Origin of the sequence: Microvirga sp. VF16 (assembly GCF_016864375.1) — a bacterium.
Taxonomy (GTDB): Bacteria; Pseudomonadota; Alphaproteobacteria; order Rhizobiales; family Beijerinckiaceae; genus Microvirga.
Map to the genome: position 1 here is coordinate 2711776 of NZ_CP069354.1, position 19840 is coordinate 2731615.

At 63.4% G+C, this 19840-nt stretch carries 19 protein-coding genes; 11 read left to right on the forward strand and 8 right to left on the reverse strand.

Going from position 1 to position 19840, the window contains the following annotated elements; all coding sequences use genetic code 11:
- Positions 1-39: 39 nt before the first annotated feature.
- Positions 40-462 carry an alternative ribosome rescue aminoacyl-tRNA hydrolase ArfB gene (gene arfB / locus JO965_RS12765; protein WP_203439285.1) on the forward strand — a complete coding sequence of 141 codons (423 nt, stop codon included), beginning with the start codon at positions 40-42 and terminating at the stop codon, positions 460-462.
- Between the two features lie 99 nt (positions 463-561).
- Here the strand turns inward: arfB and JO965_RS12770 are convergent, their stop codons facing one another.
- The 3 genes from JO965_RS12770 to epmA all read right to left on the reverse strand — a co-directional run bounded on the left by JO965_RS12770 (position 562) and on the right by epmA (position 3110).
- On the reverse strand, positions 562-930 hold the full coding sequence (locus JO965_RS12770) for a hypothetical protein (protein WP_203439286.1): 369 nt from the start codon (positions 928-930) through the stop codon (positions 562-564).
- A gap of 81 nt (positions 931-1011) precedes the next feature.
- Positions 1012-2061: a lysine-2,3-aminomutase-like protein gene (locus tag JO965_RS12775; protein WP_203439287.1), complete on the reverse strand. Its 1050-nt coding sequence runs from the start codon at positions 2059-2061 to the stop codon at positions 1012-1014.
- Entirely contained in the window at positions 2058-3110 is a 1053-nt protein-coding gene (gene epmA / locus JO965_RS12780) for an EF-P lysine aminoacylase EpmA (RefSeq protein WP_203439288.1), read from the reverse strand. The genes JO965_RS12775 and epmA overlap by 4 nt, the downstream gene beginning before the upstream one ends.
- A gap of 117 nt (positions 3111-3227) precedes the next feature.
- Here epmA and efp point away from each other — a divergent pair, with 117 nt between their 5' ends.
- From efp to JO965_RS12805, 5 genes are all read left to right on the forward strand, one after another.
- Positions 3228-3830, forward strand: coding sequence for an elongation factor P (gene efp, locus JO965_RS12785; RefSeq protein ID WP_203439289.1), 603 nt, complete (start codon positions 3228-3230; stop codon positions 3828-3830).
- A 120-nt stretch (positions 3831-3950) separates the two neighbouring features.
- Positions 3951-5135 (forward strand): aminotransferase, encoded by a 1185-nt coding sequence (locus JO965_RS12790; RefSeq protein WP_203439290.1) that lies wholly within the window; start codon positions 3951-3953, stop codon positions 5133-5135.
- Positions 5136-5331: 196 nt separating this feature from the next.
- The gene (locus JO965_RS12795; RefSeq protein ID WP_203439291.1) at positions 5332-6369 is read left to right on the forward strand and encodes a Ppx/GppA phosphatase family protein; all 1038 of its coding nucleotides are present in this window, start codon (positions 5332-5334) and stop codon (positions 6367-6369) included.
- The gene (locus tag JO965_RS12800) at positions 6366-7064 is read left to right on the forward strand and encodes an RlmE family RNA methyltransferase (protein ID WP_203439292.1); all 699 of its coding nucleotides are present in this window, start codon (positions 6366-6368) and stop codon (positions 7062-7064) included. The genes JO965_RS12795 and JO965_RS12800 overlap by 4 nt, the downstream gene beginning before the upstream one ends.
- A 38-nt stretch (positions 7065-7102) precedes the next feature.
- The gene (locus tag JO965_RS12805; protein ID WP_203439293.1) at positions 7103-8038 is read left to right on the forward strand and encodes a Gfo/Idh/MocA family protein; all 936 of its coding nucleotides are present in this window, start codon (positions 7103-7105) and stop codon (positions 8036-8038) included.
- A gap of 247 nt (positions 8039-8285) precedes the next feature.
- Here the strand turns inward: JO965_RS12805 and JO965_RS12810 are convergent, their stop codons facing one another.
- A complete protein-coding gene (locus JO965_RS12810) occupies positions 8286-9143 on the reverse strand; it encodes a dienelactone hydrolase family protein (RefSeq protein WP_203439294.1) in 858 nt (285 codons plus the stop codon).
- A gap of 37 nt (positions 9144-9180) precedes the next feature.
- Positions 9181-10617 (reverse strand): DHA2 family efflux MFS transporter permease subunit, encoded by a 1437-nt coding sequence (locus JO965_RS12815; protein WP_203439295.1) that lies wholly within the window; start codon positions 10615-10617, stop codon positions 9181-9183.
- A gap of 174 nt (positions 10618-10791) precedes the next feature.
- Here JO965_RS12815 and guaB point away from each other — a divergent pair, with 174 nt between their 5' ends.
- Together guaB and JO965_RS12825 are read left to right on the forward strand one after the other, a co-directional pair.
- Positions 10792-12285 (forward strand): IMP dehydrogenase, encoded by a 1494-nt coding sequence (gene guaB / locus JO965_RS12820; RefSeq protein WP_203439296.1) that lies wholly within the window; start codon positions 10792-10794, stop codon positions 12283-12285.
- A 21-nt stretch (positions 12286-12306) separates the two neighbouring features.
- Positions 12307-12738, forward strand: a complete 432-nt coding sequence (locus JO965_RS12825; RefSeq protein WP_203439297.1) for an MAPEG family protein — start codon at positions 12307-12309, stop codon at positions 12736-12738.
- Between the two features lie 40 nt (positions 12739-12778).
- Here JO965_RS12825 and JO965_RS12830 read toward each other — a convergent pair whose 3' ends face one another.
- Complete coding sequence (locus tag JO965_RS12830) at positions 12779-12928, reverse strand: hypothetical protein (protein WP_203439298.1); 150 nt, start codon at positions 12926-12928, stop codon at positions 12779-12781.
- Positions 12929-13047: 119 nt separating this feature from the next.
- Between JO965_RS12830 and JO965_RS12835 the strand changes: the two genes are divergently transcribed.
- From JO965_RS12835 to JO965_RS12845, 3 genes are read left to right on the forward strand one after another with little or no spacing between them, the layout of a single operon-like run.
- The gene (locus JO965_RS12835; protein WP_203439299.1) at positions 13048-14346 is read left to right on the forward strand and encodes an RsmB/NOP family class I SAM-dependent RNA methyltransferase; all 1299 of its coding nucleotides are present in this window, start codon (positions 13048-13050) and stop codon (positions 14344-14346) included.
- A gap of 53 nt (positions 14347-14399) precedes the next feature.
- Complete coding sequence (guaA, locus tag JO965_RS12840) at positions 14400-15956, forward strand: glutamine-hydrolyzing GMP synthase (protein ID WP_203439300.1); 1557 nt, start codon at positions 14400-14402, stop codon at positions 15954-15956.
- A gap of 3 nt (positions 15957-15959) precedes the next feature.
- Positions 15960-16307, forward strand: coding sequence for an ArsC family reductase (locus tag JO965_RS12845; protein ID WP_203439301.1), 348 nt, complete (start codon positions 15960-15962; stop codon positions 16305-16307).
- A gap of 37 nt (positions 16308-16344) precedes the next feature.
- On the opposite strand, the gene JO965_RS12850 is transcribed toward JO965_RS12845, so the two are convergent.
- Together JO965_RS12850 and JO965_RS12855 are read right to left on the reverse strand one after the other, a co-directional pair.
- The gene (locus JO965_RS12850) at positions 16345-17751 is read right to left on the reverse strand and encodes a sodium:proton antiporter (protein ID WP_203439302.1); all 1407 of its coding nucleotides are present in this window, start codon (positions 17749-17751) and stop codon (positions 16345-16347) included.
- A 187-nt stretch (positions 17752-17938) separates the two neighbouring features.
- Complete coding sequence (locus tag JO965_RS12855; RefSeq protein ID WP_203439303.1) at positions 17939-19831, reverse strand: TRAP transporter large permease subunit; 1893 nt, start codon at positions 19829-19831, stop codon at positions 17939-17941.
- Between the last annotated feature and the right edge of the window lie 9 nt (positions 19832-19840).

Below are 19840 nucleotides of genomic sequence, written 5' to 3' on the forward strand. Positions count from 1 at the left end.
CTCCACTTGTCTTTCTCCGCGTCCGGTCCGAGGCCCTTGATGATCCAGGTGACGAATTCCATCGCGCTCGACGAGTCCGAGCTTCAGGAAAGCTTCATCCGCGCCTCCGGTCCGGGCGGCCAGAACGTCAACAAGGTCGAGACGGCCGTGCAGCTGCGCTTCGATGTGCGCAATTCGCCGTCGTTGCCGGATTACGTGAAGGAAAAGCTCGAAAGGCTCGCCGGCAAGCGCATGACCAACGAGGGCGTGCTGATCATCACGGCTCAGCGCTTCCGCACCCAGGAACGCAATCGCGAGGACGCGGTGGCGCGCCTCGTCGAACTGATCCGGCAGGCGACCGAGCGTCCGAAAACGCGCCGGCCCACGCGTCCGACACTCGCCTCTAAGAAGCGCAGGCTCGAGGCCAAGGGCCGCCGGTCCGAGATCAAGAAAGGGCGCAGCGGCAAGCCGGGGTTCGACTAAAGCATTTTTTGGCGAAGTGGACCCGGTTCGCCGTCAAAAAAAATACGTCAAACCAAAAAGAGAGATGATTCCACGCAAGTGGAAACAGCTCTAAGCGCCTCATCCCTTAAGGACGATGCCGCCGAAGCCGAAAAGATCGGCGAAGACGGCAAACACCACACCGAGGCCAACGAGGACGAGGCCGGTGAGGAAGAAGTGGATCGAGCGGTTGTACCGTTTGAGCTGGAGAGAGGAGACCAGCAGAAGATCCGCCAATGCCTTCAACTGCAGGACAACACCCAGGGTGATCACGGCCACGGAGACGAGATCCGAGTTCATCCATTCTCCCGGGAGTGCCGACCAGCGGCTCAGGAACCCGAGGGAGAAGCCGACGACGACGCCGATAGCGATGATGGAGCCGTTGCGGAAGGTGGAATCGACGTGTTGCAACTCGCCGCGTTCGACAGGTTCAGCAGCATCCTTCGCCATTGTCAGGCTCCAACTAGAGCATCGGAAAGCGATCCTATCGCAATTCGAGGCCAACCAAGTGGCGAAACTGGCGCAGGCCCCTCACTCCGAGGGAGGATAGGCGTGCTCGCCGCCCTTGTAGTCCGAGATCGTGTAGCACCTGCCGGTGTTGCGGATAGCGTCAGGTCCAATGACGGCCTTTCCATGCCCGCCGGGAATGTCGAGGATATAGGTCGGCTGGCAGAGCCCCGAGATCCGCCCGCGCAAGCCGGCGACCAAGGCGCGGCCTTCCTCAATGGAGAGGCGGAAATGGCTCGTGCCAGGCGCAAGGTCCGGATGGTGGAGGTAATAGGGCTTCACCCTTGTCTCTACGAAGGCGCGCATGAGGCCCGCGAGCGTATCGGGATCGTCGTTGACCCCCTTAAGCAGCACGGATTGGCTGATCATGACGATGCCTGAATCGACGAGCCGCGCGCAGGCGGCACGCGCATCCGGCGTCAGCTCACGCGGGTGGTTGGCATGGAGTGCCACATAGGCCGTCTTGCCGCTCGCCTTGAGCGCCGCGATCAAGGCCTCGTCGATCCGTTCCGGCTCGACCACAGGCACGCGCGTGTGGAAGCGGACGATCTTCACGTGATCGATAGCGGCAAGCCGCTGCATGATCTCGGCGAGGCGGCGGGGCGAGAGCACCAGTGGGTCGCCGCCGGTGAGAATGACCTCCCAGATTTCCGGGTGATCGGCGATATAGGCAAAGGCCTTGTCCATGGCCTCGGGAGACAGCGTGCCTAGCCCCTGCGGTCCCACCATCTCGCGGCGGAAGCAGAAGCGGCAATAGATCGGGCAGACATGCACGGCCTTGAGCAGGACCCGGTCGGGATAACGGTGAACGATGCCGTCGACCGGACTATGCGCAAGATCGCCGATGGGATCGGCGCGCTCCTCAGGTTTTGTCGTCAGCTCGGCCGCATCTGGCACGAACTGGCGCGCGATCGGGTCGTTCGGATCGCTTCGGTCGATGAGGGCTGCCATGGCAGGGCTGATCGCGATGGCGTAGCGCTCGGCCACCGCCTCGATCCCGGTAAGTTCTTCGGGTGCCACGAGGCCGGCCTCGGCCAGTTCCACAGGCGTGCGGATGGGGCGGATCGTGTTCACCGGCTTGTCTCCGGAACGGGCGCCCAGATCACCTGATCGATTCGTGAGGCGCCGGTGGCGAGCATCACGAGCCGGTCGAAGCCGAGCGCGATGCCGCTCGCCTCGGGCATTTGCGCCAGAGCTGCCAAAAAGTCCTCGTCCACCGGATAGCTTTCTCCATAAACTCGCATCTTCTCCGCCATCTCGGCCTCGAAGCGGCGGCGCTGCTCGGCCGCATCGGTCAACTCGCCGAAGGCGTTGGCGAGTTCCACGCCGCAGGCATAAAGCTCGAACCGTTCCGCCACGCGCGGATCGCGGGCGGTCGGGCGGGCGAGAGCTGCCTCAGCGACCGGGTACTCGTCCAGGATCGTGGCGCGCCGGAGGCCGAGATTGGGTTCCACCCGCTCCACGATGACGCGGCTGAACAGGTCCGCCCAGGTATCATCCTCGGCCACCCGCAGGCCCGCTGCCTTCAGACTGGCGGCAAGATGATCCCGATCCGTCGCGCCGCTCCGGTCGATGGAGGCGAGGAGGTCGATGCCGGCAAAACGCTTGAAGGCCTCGGCTACGCTCAGGCGCTCGGGCTCCCGGAATGGATCGGTCTCGCGGCCGCGATAGGTGAGGGTGCGGGTGCCTGCCGTCTCGGCTGCGAGACCAAGGATCTCGCCGCAATCCCGCATGAGCGCTTCGTAGCCTTCGCCGGCCCGGTACCATTCGAGCATGGTGAATTCCGGGTGGTGCAGCGGCCCGCGCTCCCGGTTGCGATAGACATGGGCGACGCAGGTGATCCGGGTTTCGCCGGCGGCCAACAGCTTCTTGCAGGCGAATTCGGGCGAGGTGTGGAGATAGAGAGGCACCCGCGATCCGTCATGTCCGATGGCTTCCGTCGCGAAGGCATGGAGATGCGCCTCGTTCCCCGGAGAGGTCTGAAGCGTGGCCGTATCCACCTCCACGAAATCCCGGCTTGCAAAGAAGCTTCGCAGGGCAGCCTGGATGCGGTTGCGGCCCATCAGGAAGGGGCGGCGATCCGCATGGACATGGGGCGTCCACCAGGGAGAGGATGCAGGCACAGGTTGATCCATTCCAAAGGGTTCCGTCAGGTCGGACTGGCGATTTGCGCGAAGATAGGCTACTTGCGGCTCCGAAATCGTTTTCGATGCCACTGGGGGCTGGACGACCCGACCCTCATGACGCGTCCTTATCTGTCACAAGGAAAGCTTCCCGTGAAGGTCATCGCCTCTACGCTCCGCAAAGGCAATGTCGTCGATATCGACGGCAGGCTCTATGTGGTTCTCACCGCCCAGAACATCCACCCCGGCAAGGGCACCCCGGTCACTCAGCTCGACATGCGCCGCATCTCCGACGGCGTGAAGGTCTCCGAGCGCTACCGCACCACCGAGCAGGTCGAGCGCGCCTTCGTGGAAGACCGCGAGCACACCTTCCTCTACGAGGACGGCGAGGGTTTCCACTTCATGAACCCGGAAACCTACGATCAGGTCGTGGTTCCGGAGGACATCATCGGCGACCAGAAAGCCTATCTCCAGGAAAGCATGGCCGTGATGCTCTCGACCCATAACGGCGTTCCGATCGCCATCGAGCTGCCGGCCCGCGTGACGCTCGAGATCACCGAGACCGAGCCGGTCGTGAAGGGCCAGACGGCCTCCTCGTCCTACAAGCCCGCCATGCTCTCGAACGGTGTGCGCACCCTGGTTCCGCCTCACATCCAGGCCGGCACCCGCGTCGTGATCATGACGGAAGATGGCTCCTACGTGGAGCGTGCGAAGGACTAAGGGTTCTTCTCTCGCTTGTTATAACGGCAGGCGGAGCCAATCAGATCTTGAAGGGCAGGAGGTTTCGGTGGAGGCTCACCGGACGTCCTGCCCTTAAATTTTTTGGAGTCCAACGGTTTCATGGCGCGCGGTCTTGCGAATCCCATCAATCCACTCGTCGCGGATGTCGGCAGCCCTCCGATCCCCGAGGCGCAAAGCTGGACGAGGCGCTATGACGGCTCCTTCGGGCCGCTGATCAACCTCTCCCAGGCCGTTCCCGGCAATGCGCCTCATGCCGAACTGCTGGAGCGGATGGCGAGTGTTGCGGGCGTCGCGTCCGGCTCGCAATACGGCCCGATCAACGGCGATGCCGAGCTCCGGCAGGCCTACGCTGCCGATCTCTCCCGCCTCTATGAGGGCCGGATCGCGCCGGAGGACACCGCGATCACCGCCGGCTGCAACATGGCCTTCTTCGCCGCCATGATGCTGCTCGCCCATCGCGGCGAAGCGGTGCTGCTGCCGACGCCCTGGTACTTCAACCACCAAATGACCCTCGACATGCTCGGCATCGAGCCGCGTCCATTACCCTGCCGGCCGGAGAACGGATTCGTGCCGCGGGTGGAGGATGCGGAGGCGCTGATCGACGACAAGGTGCGGGCCGTCGTCCTGGTTACGCCCAACAACCCGACCGGCGCCGTTTACCCGGCTCATATGATCGAGAGCTTTGCACAGCTCTGTCGCAAACGTGGCATTTATCTCGTGATTGACGAGACTTACCGGGACTTCCTGCCGCAGGGGATGAACCGCGCCCACGGACTGTTCATTGGCGAAGCATGGCGCGACACGGTGATCCAGCTCTATTCCTTCTCGAAATCATACGCGATCCCCGGACATCGCACTGGAGCCATCACGGCCGATGCCGGACTCATCGACCAGGTGGCCAAGATTCTCGACTGCATCCAGATCTGCGCTCCGCGTACGGCCCAGGGAGCGTTGCCATGGGCCATCGACGCCCTGCGCGATTGGCGCGAGGACAACCGGGCCGAAATCAACCGGCGTGCACAGGTTTTTCAGGACGCTCTCGCGCCTCTGCCGGAATGGAAGATCGAGTCGGTCGGCGCCTATTTCGCCTATCTGTGTCACCCGTTCCCTGAGGCCAAAGCACAGCAGGTGGCGGAGAAGCTGGCGACGGAGCGGGGCGTGCTGTGCCTGCCGGGAAGCTACTTCGGCCCCGGCCAGGAAGGTCATCTGCGCGTCGCTATTGCCAATGTGGGAGCCAATGTTTTGAGCGGGCTGACGTCGCGTTTCAAGGACCTTAGGCTCTGATCCTCCCCGGGAGGATGAGCGACAATCTGCCGATCCTGCCCTTGGCAGGATGGCAGGGCGATGGTTACTCTCTTCGTCAAGCAAGGCATTCGGTGGGGATGCTTGGGGATTCGTTTTGACCGTCAAAGTGGACGTGACAGCAGAACCAGGAGACCGGCATGCGGATCCGTTAAATGGGTCCGCAAACGGGGCGACCTTGGTTGCAGAGCGTCCTTCGCCGGCACGGACAGATTACCGACGACGCTCTTCCAGAAGCTATGCAGCGCTCGATCTCGGTACGAACAATTGCCGCCTTCTCATTGCAGAACCTGCGCATTTCGGCTTTCGTGTCGTCGATGCGTTTTCTCGCATTGTGCGACTGGGAGAGGGGCTTGGGCTCGGCAATCGCTTGAGCGACGATGCCATCGGACGCACGCTCGAAGCGCTGCGCGTCTGCCGGGAAAAGATGGTCGCAAAGGATGTGACGCGGGCACGCCTCGTGGCGACAGAGGCCTGCCGATTGGCCGAGAATGGCCCGTCCTTCATCGATCGCGTGCGCGACGAGCTCGATCTGGAGCTCGAGATCGTCGACCGCAAGACGGAAGCGTATCTTGCGGTCACTGGCTGCGCGTCCCTGGTCGATCCCAAGGCGCATTCCGTCATCGTGTTCGATATCGGCGGCGGCTCGACGGAGATCGCCTGGCTCGACGGCCAGGCGCCGCATGCCTTCGCCGATCCGTGCAAGCGCATCCGCGCCTGGGATTCGCTGCCCGTCGGCGTTGTGACCTTGGCCGAGCGCTATGGCGGCATTGACGTCACCCCTAAGACCTTCGAAGGCATGGTCGAGGAGGTGTCCGAGCTTCTGCTCGATTTCGCCCTCGTGGCGGCGCCGGCAGGGCGCGCCCACAACTTCCATCTGCTCGGAACCTCGGGAACCGTCACCACCGTCGGCGGTATTCATCTGGGCCTCGCGCGCTACGACCGACGCCGGGTCGATGGCATGTGGATGCGCAACGGCGAGATCTCGACAGTGATGCAGCGTCTGCTGCATTCGGATTTTTCGCAGCGGGCCGAGAACCCCTGCATCGGCAAGGATCGTGCCGATCTGGTTCTCGCGGGCTGCGCCATCTTGGAAGCGATCCGGCGGGCTTTTCCGTCGGAGCGCCTGCGCATTGCGGATCGCGGACTGCGCGAAGGAATTTTGATGAAGATGATGCGAGAGGATTCCGTTTGGCGGGGAGGCAGCCCACGGTGAGTGCCAAGACAGGTTCCGGCGCCCGCAATCTCAAGCAGCGCGTGAAAACCGCCCACAAGCGGTCCCTTTCTTCGCAGAAATGGCTCGAACGTCAGCTCAACGATCCTTACGTCGCCCGCGCGAAGCGCGAAGGCTATCGCTCGCGCGCGGCCTTCAAGCTGATCGAGATCGACGAGAAGTATAAGATCCTCAAGCCCGGCCAGAAGATCGTCGATCTCGGCGCCGCGCCCGGCGGCTGGTCCCAGATCGCGGCCCAGAAGGTCGGGGCCAAGGGTAAGGTGGTCGGTATCGACCTTCTGCCCATCGATCCGATGGCGGGCGTCGAGTTCATCCAACTCGACTTTTTGGACGAGAGTGCGCCCGGCAAGTTGATCGAGATGCTCGGCGGCCCGGCCGATGTGGTCATGTCCGACATGGCGGCCAACACCACCGGCCACAAGAAGACAGATCACCTGCGCATCATCGGCCTTGCGGAAGCGGCAATTTATTTTGCTCGCGAGATCCTTGCGCCCGGCGGCGCCTTCGTCGCCAAGGTGTTCCAGGGCGGCACCGAGAGCCAGCTCCTGGCCGATCTCAAGCGTGACTTCGCCGTGGTGCGCCACGTGAAGCCCGCAGCAAGCCGTGCAGACTCGGCGGAACTCTATGTGCTCGCGACCGGTTTCCGGGGACGGGCGGAGGAGACGCCCTCCGCCTGACGGATTTTGTCCGAGGCCATATTGCAAGGGATACGACCATGGCAGCGCACCAGATCGGAATCATCGGCCTTGGCAAGATCGCGCAGGATCAGCATCTGCCCGTCATCAAGGCCAATCCGGATTTCGAGCTTCTGGCGGTGGCGAGCCAGCGTGGTTTGCAGCCGGATGAGGCCAAGTACAGCTTCCAGGATTACCGGGAACTGTTGAAGATCCCTGAGGTCGAAGCGGTGTCGATCTGCACTCCGCCGCAGGTCCGCCACCAGATCGCCCGCGACGCGCTGCTCGCCGGAAAGAGTGTGCTTCTCGAAAAGCCGCCTGCTGCCACCTTGAGCGAGTTAGAGGACCTCAAGGAGCTCGCCGCGAAGGTGGGCAAGGTCGTCTTCACCACCTGGCACGCCCAGTACAACAAGGCGGTCGACGAGGCGAAGAAGGCGCTCGCCGGTTGGATCATCAAGCGGCTTCTTGTGACCTGGAAGGAGGATGTGCGGCACTGGCATCCGGGCCAGCAGTGGATTTGGCAGGCCGGCGGCTTCGGCGTCTTCGATCCGGGAATCAACGCGCTCTCCATCGTCACCCGCATCATGCCCGAGCCGGTCTTCATCAAGACCTCCAGCCTGGAATTCCCCGCCAACCGCGACGCACCGATTGCTGCAAACCTCACTTTCTCGATGAGCCACGGCCAAGGTGATCTCCAGGCGGTGTTCGACTGGCGCCAGACCGGCCCGCAGACCTGGGACATCGAGGTGGAAACCGAAGCGGGCTTGAACCTCAAACTCACCCATGGCGGCAGCTGCCTGGAGATCGGCGGGAGGCAGGTCGTGCAGGAAGAGCCTGCGGAATATCAGGGTATCTATCGCCGTTTCGACGAGTTGCTGAATACTCGCCAGTCGGAAGTTGACATCGCCCCCTTCCGCCTCGTGGCCGACGCCTTCATGATCGGCAAGCGCGTGCAGGTCGAGGCGTTCGAGGATTAGAGCAAGCAGTCATCCCGGATGGCGAAGCCGATCCGGGATCGCGTGACGAGAGTGGCGCGCCTGTCCCCTCCCTCCTTGTGGGGAGGGTTAGGCAGGGGGTGAGCGCCAACCTCAAACCAGTCCTGCGCCAGCACCCCCCTCTCCAACTCTCCCCTACAAGCGGGAGAGGGCTTGCCAGCGCTTCACTTTAAGAACGATCCCGGATCTTCGCTGCGCTTCGTCCGGGATGACGCGGTAACAGCGGCCTTCAAGCCAAGTTCTTCTTCAAGAACCCGACCGTCCGGCTCCAGGCCTCATCCGCCGCGTCCTTGTCGTAGCGCGCTGCGTTTGTGTCGTTGTTGAAGGCGTGGTTGGCGCCCTCGTAGACGTAGATCTCATAGGTCTTGCCGGCCTGCTTCAGCGCCGCTTCATAGGCCGGGATGCCGGCGTTGATGCGCTCATCGAGGCCACCATAATGCATCATCATGGCGGCATTGATCTTCGGCACGTCCTCGGCCCTCGGCTGTCCGCCGTAATAGGCCACGCCCGCATTGAGGTTCGGCTCGTTGACCGCGAGGTTGTTCACTGCGCCGCCGCCCCAACAGAAGCCGATGGCGCCGACCTTGCCGTTGCTGTCCGGGCGGCCCTTGAGATAGGCGACCGCCGCCTTGCCGTAGGCGATCACGTCTGGCTGCTTCAGTTGGCCAATCATCTCGCGGCCCTTGTCCTCGTCGGCGGGCGTGCCGCCCATGGGCGAGATATAATCGAGCCCGAGCGCGATGAAGCCCTCGGCCGCCATGCGCCGGGTCACGTCCTTGATATGCGGATTGAGGCCCCGGTTCTCATGAATGACGATCACGGTCGGTAGCTTGCCGGAAGCATCCTTCGGCTTGACGAGATACCCCTTGAGTCCTTGGGCACCGGGAATGTCCACGGTCTCGGCGGTAATCCGCGGATCGTTCTCCGGAATGGTCTGAGCCTGGGCGTAGTTGTTCTGCAGGATCGGCAGCAGGGCCGTCGCGGCGGCCGTGCTTCCGGCCAGGGCGGCGAGCTTGTCGATGAAACTGCGGCGGCTCATGCCGCCATGGGTGAAGTCGTCATAGAGGTCGATGATGCGTTGATCCATGAAAGCCTCCCGGTCTGACGCGGGAAAATTAGCGCATCTAGCGGCCCGAGATACCGTCCCCTAAGCCCGTGGAAGGAGGTTTTTCCTTCACAATCCTGTGTCCCGACATCTCGGCGCCCGCCGTCGGTGTCAGCCCCAGGAAGATGAAACCGGACAGGGCGGACACCGTCGCAACCGCCCAGAAGGCGGGGCCGAAATTCGCCGCCGTGATCGTGCCGTCGCCATGGAGATTCGCGGCATATTCCAGCACGAAGGCGCCGAAGGCCACGCCGATGCTGAGCGAGACCTGCTGCAACGCGCTCGACAGGCTCGTGGCGTAGCTCATCTCCCGGTTGGAAATCTCCGCATAGCCGATAGCGTTGAGGCTGGTGAACTGAAGCGAGCGGAAGCAGCCGCCGACCAGCAGAATGATCATGATCAGCCAGTGGGGCGTCTCGGGCGTGAAGAAGCCGTTGGCGGCGACGAAGCCCGCCCCGATGAACGCATTGACGATCAGAAGTCTGCGGAACCCCGTCCGCTCGAGGATGCGCTTCGCCATGGTCTTCATGAACAGGGCACCGACGGCGGCGATGAAGGTGAGTGAGCCCGAGGCGAGGGGGCTTAAGCCGAAGCCGACCTGCAGCATCAGTGGCAGCAGGAAGGGAATCGCGCCGATGCCTATGCGGAATAGTGATCCGCCGATCACGCTGATGCGGAAGGTCGGGATCTTCAGAAGGCTGAGATGCAGGACCGGGTAGGGGGTGCGTCTCGCGTGGAAAACGTAGAGAACGAGGCAGGTCGCGCCGATCACCACGCAGCCAGTCGAGATCTCCGCCGGGATGAGATGCCGCCCGCCGGAAGCGAAGCCCAGCATGAGCAGCGCAAAGCCGAAGCCGGAGAGCAGGAAGCCGATAAAGTCCAGCGGCGGCGTATCCTCCTCCCTGATATTCGGTACGAAGATCGTCGCCATTACGATGCCGAGGATACCGATGGGGATGTTGATGAAGAAGATCCAGCGCCAGTGAAAGAACTCGGTGATGAAGCCGCCAAGCGGCGGCCCCACGATGGGGCCGATCAGAGCCGGAATGGTCAGGGTCGCGAGGGCCTGCACCACCTCGCTGCGGGGAACGCTCCGCAGCAGCACGAGGCGGCCCACTGGCACCATCATGGCCCCGCCGGCGCCCTGGACGAAGCGCGCGATCACGAACCACTCCAGGGAAGTGGCGCCCGCGCAGGCAAGCGAGCCCGCCATAAACACGCCGATGGCTGCGGTGAAGATCGTGCGAGCGCCATACTTGTCCGCCATCCAGCCGGAGATCGGGATGAAAATGGCGAGGCTCACCAGATAGGAGGTCAGCGCCAGCTTGAGCGCGATGGGATCCGTCCCCAGGCTCTGCGCGATCATCGGCAGGGAGGTAGAGATCACCGTGGAATCCGTGTTCTCCATGAAGAGGGCTGTGGCGATGATCAGCGGGAGAAGGCGGGATTGGCGCATGACTCGCAGGACTTAACGCCCTGCAACCCTCTTGCAAAGACCAAAAAGGCGCAAGGCAGGTCTTCTGGAGAAGCGTTCCTCAACCCTTTGCGAAACGACAAGCCCGTGCTACGGACCCGTGCCAACTCGCCAAAGCGTTATTTTCTCACTCGCGCACCCATTAAGGAGTTGGTCATGGCCTCTGTAATTGCCGATAAGATCATCGAAGGACTGACCTTCGATGACGTGCTCCTCCGCCCCGGCCGCTCCGAAGTCCTGCCCAGCGACGTCGACGTGGCCACCCGGCTGACCCGGACCATCCGCCTCAACATGCCGATCATCGCCTCCGCCATGGACACGGTGACGGAAGCCCGCATGGCGATCGCTATGGCCCAGAACGGCGGCCTCGGCGTGATCCACCGCAATCTAGAGCCGGAAGCCCAGGCCGAGCAGGTCCGCCTTGTGAAGCGCTATGAGTCGGGCATGGTGATGAACCCCATCACCATCCATCCGGACGAGACCCTCGCGGATGCGCTGTCGATGATGAAGCATCACGGCATTTCGGGCATTCCGGTCGTCGAGCGGGGACCGAACAACACCAAGGGCAAGCTCGTCGGCATCCTGACCAACCGCGACGTGCGCTTCGCCAACAATCCCGGCCAGAAGGTCTCCGAGCTGATGACCAAGGACCGCCTGATCACGGTCCGCGAGGGCGTGAGTCAGGACGAGGCCCGCCGCCTTCTGCACCAATTCCGCATCGAGAAGCTCCTGGTCGTTGACGACCATTACCGTTGCATCGGCCTGATCACGGTGAAGGACATCGAGAAGCAAGTCGCCTATCCCAACGCCGCCAAGGACGTGCAGGGCCGCCTTCTGGTCGCTGCCGCCACCACGACGGGCGAGCAGGGCTTCGAGCGCGCCGAGCGCCTCATCGATGCCGGCTGCGACGTGGTCGTGGTCGATACCGCCCACGGTCATTCCGTGAAGGTGCTGGAGAGCGTCACGCGGGTAAAGAAGCTCTCGAACGCCGTTCAGGTCGTCGCCGGCAACGTGGCGACGCGCGAGGGCGCCCAGGCGCTCATCGATGCCGGTGCCGATGCGATCAAGGTCGGCATCGGCCCGGGCTCCATCTGCACCACCCGCATCGTCGCAGGTGTCGGCGTGCCCCAGCTCACCGCCATCATGGAGGCCGTCGAGGCGGCCTCGCAGGCAGACGTTCCGGTGATCGCCGACGGCGGCATCAAGTTCTCGGGCGATCTCGCCAAGGCGCTCGCCGCCGGTGCCTCCTGCGCCATGGTCGGCTCGCTGCTCGCCGGCACGGACGAGACCCCGGGCGAGGTTTTCCTCTATCAGGGCCGCTCCTACAAGTCCTATCGCGGCATGGGATCGGTCGGCGCCATGGCGCGCGGCTCGGCGGACCGCTACTTCCAGGCGGAGGTGCGCGATACGTTGAAGCTCGTGCCGGAAGGCATCGAGGGTCAGGTGGCCTATAAGGGGCCGGTTTCCGCTGTGCTGCACCAGCTCACCGGTGGCCTTCGTGCCTCCATGGGCTATGTGGGCGCCGCGACCCTGCCGGAATTCCAGGAGAAGGCCCAGTTCATCCGCATCACCAGCGCGGGCCTGCGCGAGAGCCACGTTCATGACGTGACGATCACGCGGGAGAGCCCTAACTACCCGACTCGCAGCTAAGCTTGAGTCGAGTTCCCGCTTATGAGCATTACCGCCATCCTTCTCCCGGTCTATGTCCAGGTCGCGCTGACCGTCCTCCTGCTGCTCTGGATGGGCAGCTCACGGTTGTCGAGCCTGCGTACGGGCAAGGTGAAGGTGAGGGACATCGCGTTGGGCGAGCGCAACTGGCCCACGCCGATCCTGCAGGTGCAGAACGCATATCATAACCAGTTTGAGCTGCCGGTTCTGTTCTATGTGCTGGTGGTGCTGGCGCTGTTCACCCGCAAAGCCGATATGCTCTTCGTGGTGATGTCCTGGATGTTCGTGACAAGCCGCTTGGTCCATGCGGCGATCCATACGACCTCGAACAGGGTGTCGTTGCGCTTCACGGTCTTCGTGGTCGGAGTGCTGATCCTGGTGGCTATGTGGGTGATCTTCGGCATTCGGGTGCTGGCTGCCGAGACAGGCGTTTAGAAGGGACGGGATGGGCGTTGCACCCATCCCGCGCATCGCATTAGAAGCGCTTGCCGCTTTCGAGCTGGGTCTTGGCGTCGGTCTGCCTCATCGGAGGTGGGGTGAGGTCGGCAGCCGGGGCGGTGGCGCAGGCGGCGATGGCGAGGGTCAGGCCGACGGCGACGAGGCCGCGGGTCAGTCGGGTCAACATGGAAAGTGGCTCCAAAGAGAATCGTGCGATGTGCACACTCCTTAGATCCACTTTCGAACGGGACGGAAAATAGGAAACATTATGTCGTTTCTACGGCCAAGCTTGAGTGTGCTTTTTCGATGACACCCGCCGCCCGCATCTCCGCCGTTATCGAGGTCCTGGCCGATATCGAGGCCCGCCGCCGCCCGGCGACCGACGCCCTGAAGGATTGGGGCCTGTCCCATCGCTTCGCCGGCTCCAAGGACCGCGCCGCCATCGCGAGCCTCGTCTACGATGCCCTGCGCCGGAAATCCTCCGCTGCCTGGATCATGGGCGAGAGTACACCCCGCGCCGTCGTGCTCGGCATGCTGAAGCTGCAGCGCGGGCTCAATCTCGACGCCATTGCGGCTTTGTGTTCAGGCGAGCGCTTCGCCCCGGAGCCTTTGACCGCCGATGAGCGGGGGAGGTTGGAGAAAGCCGATCTCGGCAACGCGCCGGCCCCTATCGCGGGCGACTTCCCGGACTGGATCGAGCCGTCGCTGCAGCGTCTCTTCGTCGAGGATCTCGTGCCCGAGATGCAGGCGCTCACTACCCGCGCGCCGCTGGACCTGCGGGTCAATACCCTCAAGGTGTCCTCCCGCGAGGAGGCACACAACGCCCTGCCGCATCTCAACGCCATCGAGACGCCGCTCTCGCCCTTGGGCCTGCGTATCGCGCCGAGCGAGGATGGGCGCGGACCGGCTGTGCAATCCGAGCCGGAATTCCTGAAAGGCTGGATCGAGATCCAGGACGAGGGCTCGCAGCTCGTGGCGCTGCTCTCCGGTGCCAAGCCCGGCGAACAGGTGGTCGATCTCTGCGCCGGCGGCGGCGGCAAGACCCTGGCGCTGGCGGCCATGATGGAGAACCACGGCCAGATCTACGCCACCGACAATGACGCTCGTCGTCTCGCGCCCATCCATGACCGGCTGACTCGGGCAGGGGTGCGCAATGTCCAGGTCCGCACGCCGCGAGCCAAGGCCGATGCGGTGACCGATCTCGACGGCAAGATCGATTGCGTGCTCGTAGACGCGCCCTGCACCGGAATCGGCACCTGGCGGCGCAACCCGGATGCGAAATGGCGCCTGCGGCCCGGCAGCCTGGAGGTTCGGCGCAACGAGCAGGCGACGGTTCTCGACCGTGCTGCCCGGCTGGTGAAGCCCAAAGGGCGCATCGTCTATATCACCTGCTCGATCCTGCCGGAGGAGAACGACGACGCGCTCTCTGCCCTCATGGAGCGTCACAACGGCTTTTCGCCCGTGCCGGCCGACAAGGTTCTGGAGCAGGCGGGGCTCGGCGCGCTCAAGGGCTCCGTTCGCCCGACCGTACACGGGCTCCAGCTGACGCCGCATAAGACCGGGACCGACGGCTTTTATGCCGCGATCCTAGTGCGAAACCCATGAAAAGCCTCATATTTCGATTGTTGTCCCGACCCGGAAGGCCGTAAGAACCTGCCATGACCCAGACCCACGATAAAATCCTCATCGTCGATTTCGGCTCCCAGGTGACCCAGCTCATCGCACGGCGCGTGCGCGAGGATGGCGTCTATTCCGAGGTGGTGCCGTTCCAGAAGGCCGCCGAGGCGATCCGGACCATGAAGCCGAAGGGCGTGATCCTCTCCGGCGGACCGGAATCGGTCACCACTGACACTTCTCCCCGCGCACCGCAGGAGCTGTTCGACACCGGCCTGCCGATCTTCGGTATCTGCTACGGCCAGCAGACCATGGCGGCGCAGCTCGGCGGCGAGGTCGAGGGCGGGCATCATTCCGAGTTCGGCCGCGCCGAGATCGAGGTCTTCACCGAGAGCCCGCTCTTCCAGGGCGTGTGGCAGGTCGGCAAGAAATACCCGGTTTGGATGAGCCATGGCGACCGCGTCACCAAGCTCCCCGAAGGTTTTGAGGTTCTGGCCGCTTCCGAGAACGCCCCCTTCGCGGTCGTGGCCGACGAGGAGCACAAGTTCTACGGCGTGCAGTTCCACCCGGAAGTTGTGCACACGCCTCAAGGAGCCCAGCTCATCCGCAACTTCGTGCGCGACATCGCCGGTTGCAAGGGTGACTGGACCATGAAGGCCTTCCGCGAGGAGGCCATCGAGCGCATCCGCGCCCAGGTCGGCACTGGCCGGGTGATCTGCGGCCTGTCCGGCGGCGTCGATTCCGCCGTGGCGGCCGTGCTGATCCATGAGGCCATCGGTGACCAGCTCACCTGCGTCTTCGTCGATCACGGCCTGCTGCGCGCGGCGGAAGCCGAGCAGGTGGTGACGCTCTTCCGCGACCACTACAACATCCCGCTCGTCCACGTGCAGGCGCAGGACCTGTTCATTGGAGCGCTCGAAGGCGTGTCGGACCCGGAGGTCAAGCGCAAGACCATCGGCAAGCTCTTCATCGACGTGTTCGACGAGGAGGCGAAGAAGATCGGTGGCGCCGACTTCCTGGCGCAGGGAACGCTCTATCCGGACGTGATCGAGAGCGTCTCCTTCACCGGCGGTCCCTCAGTCACCATCAAGAGCCATCACAATGTCGGCGGTCTGCCCGAGCGCATGAAGATGAAGCTCGTGGAGCCGCTACGCGAGCTGTTCAAGGACGAGGTGAGGGTGCTCGGCCGCGAGCTCGGCCTGCCCGACGCCTTTGTCGGTCGCCATCCATTCCCAGGCCCGGGCCTCGCCATTCGCGTTCCCGGCACGATCACGCGCGAAAAACTCGACATCCTGCGCAAGGCCGATGCGATCTACTTGGAAGAGATCCGCAATGCCGGCCTCTACGACGAAATCTGGCAGGCCTTCGCCGTGCTGCTTCCCGTGAAGACCGTCGGCGTGATGGGCGATGCGCGCACCTACGACCATGTCTGTGCGCTACGCGCCGTCACCTCCATCGACGGCATGACAGCGGATTTCTACCCGTTCGACATGGCCTTCCTCGGCCGGGTCGCGACCCGCATCATCAACGAGGTGAAGGGCATCAACCGCGTGACCTACGACATCACCTCGAAGCCGCCCGGCACCATCGAGTGGGAGTAGGCGATGGCAGCCACGCTCTATGGCATCAAGAACTGCGACACGATGAAGAAGGCGCGTGCCTGGCTCGATGCCAAGGGTGTGCCTTACGCGTTCCATGATTACAAGGTGGAAGGTATCGACCGCGCGCGGCTGGAGACCTGGGTGCGCAGCGTCGGCTGGGAGACGCTTCTCAACCGCGCCGGAACGACGTTCCGCAAGCTGCCAGATGCAGAGAAGGAAGGCATCGATGAGCGGAAAGCGCTCGCACTGATGCTCGACCAGCCCTCCCTAATCAAGCGTCCCGTTCTCGATCTCGGCGGTCGCCTCGTGGTCGGCTTCAAGCCGGAGTTTTATGAAGAGGCGGTTCGGTAGATCTATAAACCGATCCGCTCCCACGTTGTAGTGATGTTCATTCCCTGAAGAAGAGCAGCGTGAGCAGCAGGAAAGTCGGAAGCAGGATCGCGCCCGACCAGAGCAGATAGCCGAAGAAGCTCGGCATCTTCACGCCGCCTGCGCGGGCAATCGCGTAGACCATGAAATTGGGGGCGTTGCCGATATAGGAGTTGGCGCCCATGAACACGGCGCCGGCGGAGATCGCCGTGAGTGTCAGCGCGCCCGTCGTCATGAGTTGCTGCGGATCGCCGCCGGCGAGTTCGAAGAACACAAGATAGGTCGGCGCATTGTCGAGGAACGAGGACAGGCCGCCGGAAAGCCAGAAATAGGCGGCATTGTTGGCACTGCCGTCCGGATTGGTCACGAGCGCGACGAGCGGCGCGAAGGCGCCGTCCGCGCCGGCGCGCAGCATGGCCAGCACCGAAATGATGGTGATGAAGATGCCGGCAAAGAGCTTGGCCACCTCCTTGATCGGGTCCCAGGAGAAGCCGTTCTCGATCCGGTTGGCCTTTGGCGTGGTCTTCAGCGAAGTGATGGTGACCGCAATCATGATGAGATCACGCAAGCCATTGGCGAATTCGATTTCTGTGCCGAACACGGTCATGCGGCCGAGATCGACGGTGGCGCTCATGAGAATGGCGCCGATGATGACGGCGATCAGCAGGACGTTGATGCCGCCCGTGATGCGGACCGGATTGTCTGGCGTCGGATCGGGACGGACGCGGCCTTCCTTCTTGTAGACGATGAGATCGATCGCGAAGAAGAGAGCGAGCAGGAGCACGCTGGCGACAAGGGTTGCCGGGAACAGGTGCGTGGTGGTCCAGAAGAAATCGACGCCACGCAGGAAGCCGAGGAAGAGCGGCGGATCGCCGAGGGGCGTGAGCGAGCCGCCGATATTCGACACCAGGAAGATGAAGAACACGATCACATGGACGTTGTGTCGCCGATCGTCATTGGCGCGCATGACCGGGCGGATCATCACCATGGACGCGCCCGTGGTACCGATGACGCTGGCGAGCACGGTGCCGATGGCCAGAAGGATCGTGTTCATGCCCGGCGCGCCGTGAAGGTTGCCGCGCACGAGAATGCCGCCGGCCACCGTGAACAGCGCGAGCAGCAGCAGGATGAACGGGATGTATTCGAGCAGCGCCGTGTGGGCGAGGGCGTGGAGCGCCGCTGCGGGGCCTGCGACAACGGCCAGCGGGATCAGCACCAGCAATCCCCAAAGTGCAGCGATCTTGCCCTGGTGATGCTCCCAGACATGCGGCGCGAGCAACGGGAAGAGAGCGATGGACAGGAGAATGCCCGCAAAGGGCAGCGCCCAGGCGAAGCCGAGACTCGCCCCGTCGAACTCCGCCGCGAACGCTGCCTCAGGCAGCAGGAGCAAGCCGGCAGTCAATATGAGGCTCATGGTGCGAGGCATGATCTTCGGTTCCCCCTCGGTGCCGGTCAGGCTGGCCCATCTTGTCGATTGTGCAGCGGTTTTACGGGAAGGGTGATGGTCCTGCAATGACGAGCGAGACACTCTGGTCCCTCTTGCACGACCTTCGTTCTTTCAAGCAAAAGGCGGGCCGCAAAGCCCGCCTTTTCGTCTCGTATGCGAGGCAAAGTTACTGAATCTTCGGCGGTTCGTCGAAGTTCAGGCTGGGGAGGCCGCCCGGATCGCCAGGGGCGCCGAGGCCAGGAACCAGTAGTTGGTCGAGCTTCTGCTGCACTGCTGCCGGATCGACCGCGGGGCCTGCCGCCTTGTAATGCATCACGATCTGCGGGAAGGCGATCACGATGCCCACCATGATCAGCTGAATGATCACGAAGGGTACGGCGCCCCAATAGATCTGACCCGTGGTCACCGGTTCCATCTTCTTGCCCGTGAGGCGGTCGATATACGGCACCTTGGGGGCCACCGAGCGCAGGAAGAAGAGGGCGAAGCCGAAGGGCGGATGCATGAACGAGGTCTGCATGTTCACGGCCAGGATCACGCCGAACCAGATCAGGTCGATGCCGAGCTTGTCGGCTGCGGGCCCGAGGAGCGGGATAATGATGAAGGCCAGCTCGAAGTAGTCGAGGAAGAAGGCCAGGAAGAACACCAGCACGTTCACGAAGACCAGGAAGCCGACCTGTCCGCCCGGAAGCGAGGTGAGCAGGTGCTCGACCCAGATGTGGCCGTTCACGCCATAAAAGGTGAGCGAGAACACGCGGGCGCCGATCAGGATGAAGAGCACGAAGGCGGAGAGCTTCGCGGTCGCTTCCGTGGCCTGACGCACCAGGGTCCAGTTGAACCGGGCCGGGTTGTTGTCGAGCTTGCGCTTGACGGCCGCCAGGATCACCGAGCCCAACGCGCCCATGGCGCCGCCTTCGGTCGGCGTGGCAAGGCCAATGAAGATGGTGCCGAGCACGAGGAAGATCAGCAGGAGCGGGGGCACCATCACGAAGGTAACCTGCTGTGCCATATTGGACATGAGCCGCAGGCCCGTGAACCGTTCCACGATGCCCACGATCAGCGCATAGATCGCGCCTGCCAGGATCATTTCGAAAGTCAGTGCGAGACCCTCATGGCCCTGGTTGTGCAGCACCACGTAGGCGCCGACAAGAAGGGCGACCAGGACGGCGGAGATGGCGATGCGCTTCGCGCCGAGCATCTTGTTCATGAGGGCGCAGATGAGAGCTACCACGGTGGCAACGCAGATCGTCAGGATGACGAAATCCGCACCGGCCTTGGTGTTGGTCTGCGAGAGCACGTAGTAGCCGACGAGGCCGGAGAAGACGACCAGGATGCCGAGCTGCCAGACGCCGCGCGCGCCATCGGGCTCGCGGTAGCCGATCGCCTCCGGCGGAAGGCCTGGGGCTGATTTCGGATAGATGATCGACATCAGCATGATGTAGCCGGCGTAGAGGCCGGTCAGGATCAGGCCGGGCAGGAAAGCGCCCTCGTACATGTCGCCCACCGAGCGGCCGAGCTGGTCGGCCATAACGATGAGAACGAGGGAGGGCGGGATGATCTGGGCAAGCGTACCCGAGGCCGCGATCACGCCGGAAGCCAGACGACGGTCATAGCCGTAGCGCAGCATGATCGGCAGGGAGATGAGGCCCATGGAGATCACGGAAGCGGCAACCACGCCGGTGGTGGCCGCCAGCAGCGCACCCACGAAGATCACCGCGTAGGCGAGACCGCCGCGAACCGGACCGAAGAGCTGGCCGATGGTGTCGAGGAGGTCTTCAGCCATACCTGAGCGCTCGAGCACCAGTCCCATGAAGGTGAAGAACGGGACCGCCAGAAGCACCTCGTTCGACATGGTGCCGAAGATTCGGTCGGGCAGGGCCTGGAGGAACGGCCAGGAAAGAGTGATGGTATCAGGGGCTAGCGGAGCGAGCTCTACCGCGATGAAGAAGAACAGCAATCCGTTCGCCGCAAGCGCGAAGGCGACCGGATAGCCGAGAAGAAGGAAAACCACGAGCGCCGCGAACATGATCGGCGCGAGGTTCTGGGCAATCAATGCAGCCATTGATGGAAA